Source organism: Roseomonas sp. 18066, from assembly GCF_902706185.1.
Classification (GTDB): domain Bacteria; phylum Pseudomonadota; class Alphaproteobacteria; order Acetobacterales; family Acetobacteraceae; genus Pseudoroseomonas.
The window spans coordinates 1-3,342 of sequence record NZ_CACSJM010000276.1; the positions used below are offsets into that span (position 1 = coordinate 1).

General features: G+C 75.6%; 5 protein-coding genes. 4 read left to right on the plus strand and 1 reads right to left on the minus strand.

Going from position 1 to position 3,342, the window contains the following annotated elements; translation table 11 throughout:
• The first annotated feature begins 128 nt into the window (after positions 1-128).
• Both GVN67_RS28515 and GVN67_RS28520 read left to right on the plus strand, forming a co-directional pair.
• Positions 129-1,040, plus strand: coding sequence for a hypothetical protein (locus GVN67_RS28515; RefSeq protein WP_160000684.1), 912 nt, complete (start codon positions 129-131; stop codon positions 1,038-1,040).
• A gap of 132 nt (positions 1,041-1,172) precedes the next feature.
• Complete coding sequence (locus GVN67_RS28520) at positions 1,173-1,943, plus strand: polymer-forming cytoskeletal protein (RefSeq protein ID WP_160000685.1); 771 nt, start codon at positions 1,173-1,175, stop codon at positions 1,941-1,943.
• A gap of 30 nt (positions 1,944-1,973) precedes the next feature.
• On the opposite strand, the gene GVN67_RS28525 is transcribed toward GVN67_RS28520, so the two are convergent.
• Positions 1,974-2,417, minus strand: a complete 444-nt coding sequence (locus GVN67_RS28525) for a hypothetical protein (RefSeq protein WP_160000686.1) — start codon at positions 2,415-2,417, stop codon at positions 1,974-1,976.
• 192 nt (positions 2,418-2,609) lie between these two features.
• Between GVN67_RS28525 and GVN67_RS28530 the strand changes: the two genes are divergently transcribed.
• Positions 2,610-2,933, plus strand: a complete 324-nt coding sequence (locus GVN67_RS28530; RefSeq protein WP_160000687.1) for a rod-binding protein — start codon at positions 2,610-2,612, stop codon at positions 2,931-2,933.
• Positions 2,930-3,313, plus strand: a complete 384-nt coding sequence (locus tag GVN67_RS28535; protein WP_160000688.1) for a hypothetical protein — start codon at positions 2,930-2,932, stop codon at positions 3,311-3,313. Before GVN67_RS28530 ends, GVN67_RS28535 begins: the two co-directional genes overlap by 4 nt.
• Positions 3,314-3,342 lie beyond the last annotated feature (29 nt).

Below are 3,342 nucleotides of genomic sequence, written 5' to 3' on the forward strand. Positions count from 1 at the left end.
GGGGCGCATGATCTGCGAAATACCATGGTTTGTGGCCCTGGCGGGCGCGCGCCGGTGGCTCCCGTACGATTTCCGGGCCGGGGCTTTCCCGGCCGGCCCCATTCCCTGCAGCGGAAGGAGTCTCGCCCATGGTGACGCGCGTGCGGCCGGGGCGGGACGGCACCTGGCAGGTGGCGGTGGGGCAGGGGCCGATGGCCTTCCAGCGCGAGGCCTTCACCGACCGCGCCGCCGCCGAGGACTGGGCGGCGATGGCGACGCTGGCCGCCCGCGTCTGCATGGTGCGGATCGGCACCAAGCGCTTCCTCGGCACCGCGGCGGAGGCATTGCGGCGCTGGGCGATCGACCAGGGCACCCTGCCGCGCAGCGAGGGCGGCACCGAGATCGCGCCGCTGCAGCGGCTGGCGCCGCTGATGGCCGACCCCGACTGCGCCCTGCCGCTGGCGGCGCTGCAGCCGGCCGACCTGGCCGGGCTGCGCGAGCGGCGGCTGGCCGCGCTTGGCTGCGCCTCGGAAATGCTGGTCGAGCAGGCGGCGCTGGCCGCGGCGCTCGAGCATTTCCGCGACTTCCACATCCCCGCCCTCGACGACCCCTTCGCCGAGCCGGCGCCCGACGGGCTGTGCCTGCTCGACGAGGCGAGCTGCGCCCAGGCGATCGGCTGGGCCGCCGGCGACAATGCCGAGCTCGGCCGGCTGGTGGCGCTGATGCTGGCCAGCGCCGCGGCGCCCGAGGCGCTGCTGGCCTGCTGCAACGGCCAGGCGGAGGCACGCACCGGCCAGCTCAGCCTGCCGGGCGGGCAGGTGGTGGCGGTGCCCTCGGGCCTGCTGCCGCCGGCCAGCGCCCCGGCCGCCGCCCCCCTGCTGCCCGGGCTGACGCCGGCCGCCGCCGCCGCCGGGCTGGCGCGGCTGGCGCCACGGCTGGGCCGGCCCGGCATGACCCCGGCGGCGCTGCAATTGACGGCGCTGGCCCAGGCGCTGGCCCAGGGGCAGCATCTGGACGAGGTGCTGGGCCTGGCCGGCGCCCGCGCCGCCCTGGTGGGCTGATCCCGGGGGCTTGGGCGATTTCGCGCCGTATTCTGCGAAAAACATTGCGGGTGGCATGCGAAAAATATAGGACAGACGAGCAGCGCGCCCGGCATCGGGCGCCGGCGGCATCTCCTAGAACGGGAACCGGACATGAACATCTTCGGCAGGCCGAGCGGCGCGGAGCCGCGCATCACCTATGAACGCATCGATCTCAGCGCCGAGCCGGCGACGGCCCCGGGCGACACCCTGCCGCCCCGCGGCCCCGAACGGCTTGACGCGCGGCATGAGCCGCGGATCGAGCCGCGCAGCGAGCGGCCGCGCGCCCCGGTGGCCAATCCGGTGAGCGGCATCATGCTGGTCGCCGCCGACAGCGAGCTGGAGGGGCGGCTGCGCTCGCGCGGCGCCGTCCGGGTCGAGGGGGTGCTGCGCGGCGGCCTGCAGGCGCCGGTGCTGTTCATCGAGCCCGGCGGGCTGGTCGAGGGCAGCGTCACCGTCGAGCGCGCGCGGATCTGCGGCACGCTGCGCGGCAGCCTGGTGGCGCGCGAGATCGAGGTGGTGCGCACCGCGACCCTCGATGCCGAGCTGCTCTACGACGAGATCAGCATCGAGCGTGGCGCGCGCGTGCGTGGCCTGCACCGCCAGCGCGACCCCGAGCCGGCCGAGAGCGCGCCGATGCCGGGCCCCGCCATGCCGATGATGCCGGCCGCCAGCCTGGCCGAGGTCTCGGTGATCACCGCCATCAGCACCGCCGCCCTGGTCGCCGAGGCCGAGGCGGCGCTGCAGAGCCTGGCCCAGGTCACCCAGGCCGCGGCCGAGGCGGTGGACGAGCTCTCGGCCGAGGGCGTGACCGATCTGGTCGCGCTGGAGGTCGAGCTGCGCGGCGCGCCCGAGGAAATGCTGATCGGCAAGCCCGCCGCCTGACGCTTCCCGCCTGCCCCCCGGCGGCGCCGCTCAGCGATAGAGCGGCGTCAGCCCGGGATAGGGGATTTCCGACAGCCCGCGCTCGCGCAGCAGCCGGTTGGCGGCGCGCGTCACCTCCTTCGGCCCGGCCTGGAAGCCGTCCAGGATGTAGTAGCCGTTGCGCAGCGGCCGCACCCGCAGCCCCAGCACGCAGCAGGCGTATTGGATCGGCGTCATGTCGTCCTCCACCTCGCTGAAGGTGGAGAGGAAGGGCGAGGCCTCGCGGCCCTTGGTGACGCGGCTCATCACCCGCTTGGCGCGGCGCTGCGCGTACCAGGGCTCGATGCCGAAGGCGCGGGCCAGGGCGGTGATCTCCTCGCCGGCCATCAGCCGGCGGTCGAACTCGCCGCGCAGCTCGACGGCCAGGGCGCGCCGGCGCACCTGGTGGCGCCGCTTCGCCTCGCTTTCCATATACCGGTCGTCATGCTCGCTCATGGCGTCGGTTCCTCTGCTCGTCTCCCCGGGGCTGGGGGAGGCGTTCGGGGGCTGCTCCTTCTGGAGATCAAGGAGCCGTCCCTTCTGGAGGCCGGCGCGGCCGACATTATGCGAAAATTTCCTGATGCCCTGCTAACGTCCCCGCATGATGCAGCCCCGAATCACGATCGCAGGAGCGGGAGGCTCAATCCCATGCAGCCGGTGACGCAGAACGCCGCCGTGGACAGACCCGCCGGCCCGGCCGGCAGCAATGCCGGCACCAGCGCCGGACCCGGCCAGGTCCGCCGCCTGGCGCGCCAGCTGGAGGCCAGCTTCGCCGCCGAGCTGCTGCGCGCCGCCCGGCCGCCGCAGAAGGAGGGGCTGGGTGGCCGCGGCACCGGCGGCGACGCCTTCGACAGCTTCATGGACCAGGCGCTGGGCGAGGCGCTGGTCGCGCGCAACGGGTTGGGCCTCGGCACCGCGCTGGAGCGCGCCATCGCGGCAAGAGCCAATCCGGCGCGCGGGGGCAGGCCATGAGCCCGCTGCAGCAGGCAGCTGCCCGGCTGCAGCGCGCCCTGCAGCAGGAGGCCGCGGCCGCCCGCCAGGTCGCCCTGCCCGAGCTGCACCGGCTGATCGAGGAGAAGCGCCAGGCGCTGGCCGCGCTGACCCTGGCGCTGGACCGCGACGGCCCGCCGCGCGACGCCGCCGAGCGCGCCGCGCTGCGCGCCATGATGCGCGCGGCGGAGGAGAACGCCATGGTGCTGGGCGCCGTCGCCGGCGCGCTGGAGGGCATGCGCGAGCGGCTGCGGCGCGACCTGCAGGAGGCCGCCGATCCCGGCCTCTACGGCCCGGCCGAGGGGCCGCGGCGCCGGCCGCTGCGGCATACCCTGGCCGCCAGCCTCGACCGCACCGCCTGATGCCGCCCGCGCCCCCCGCCGCCTGCCGC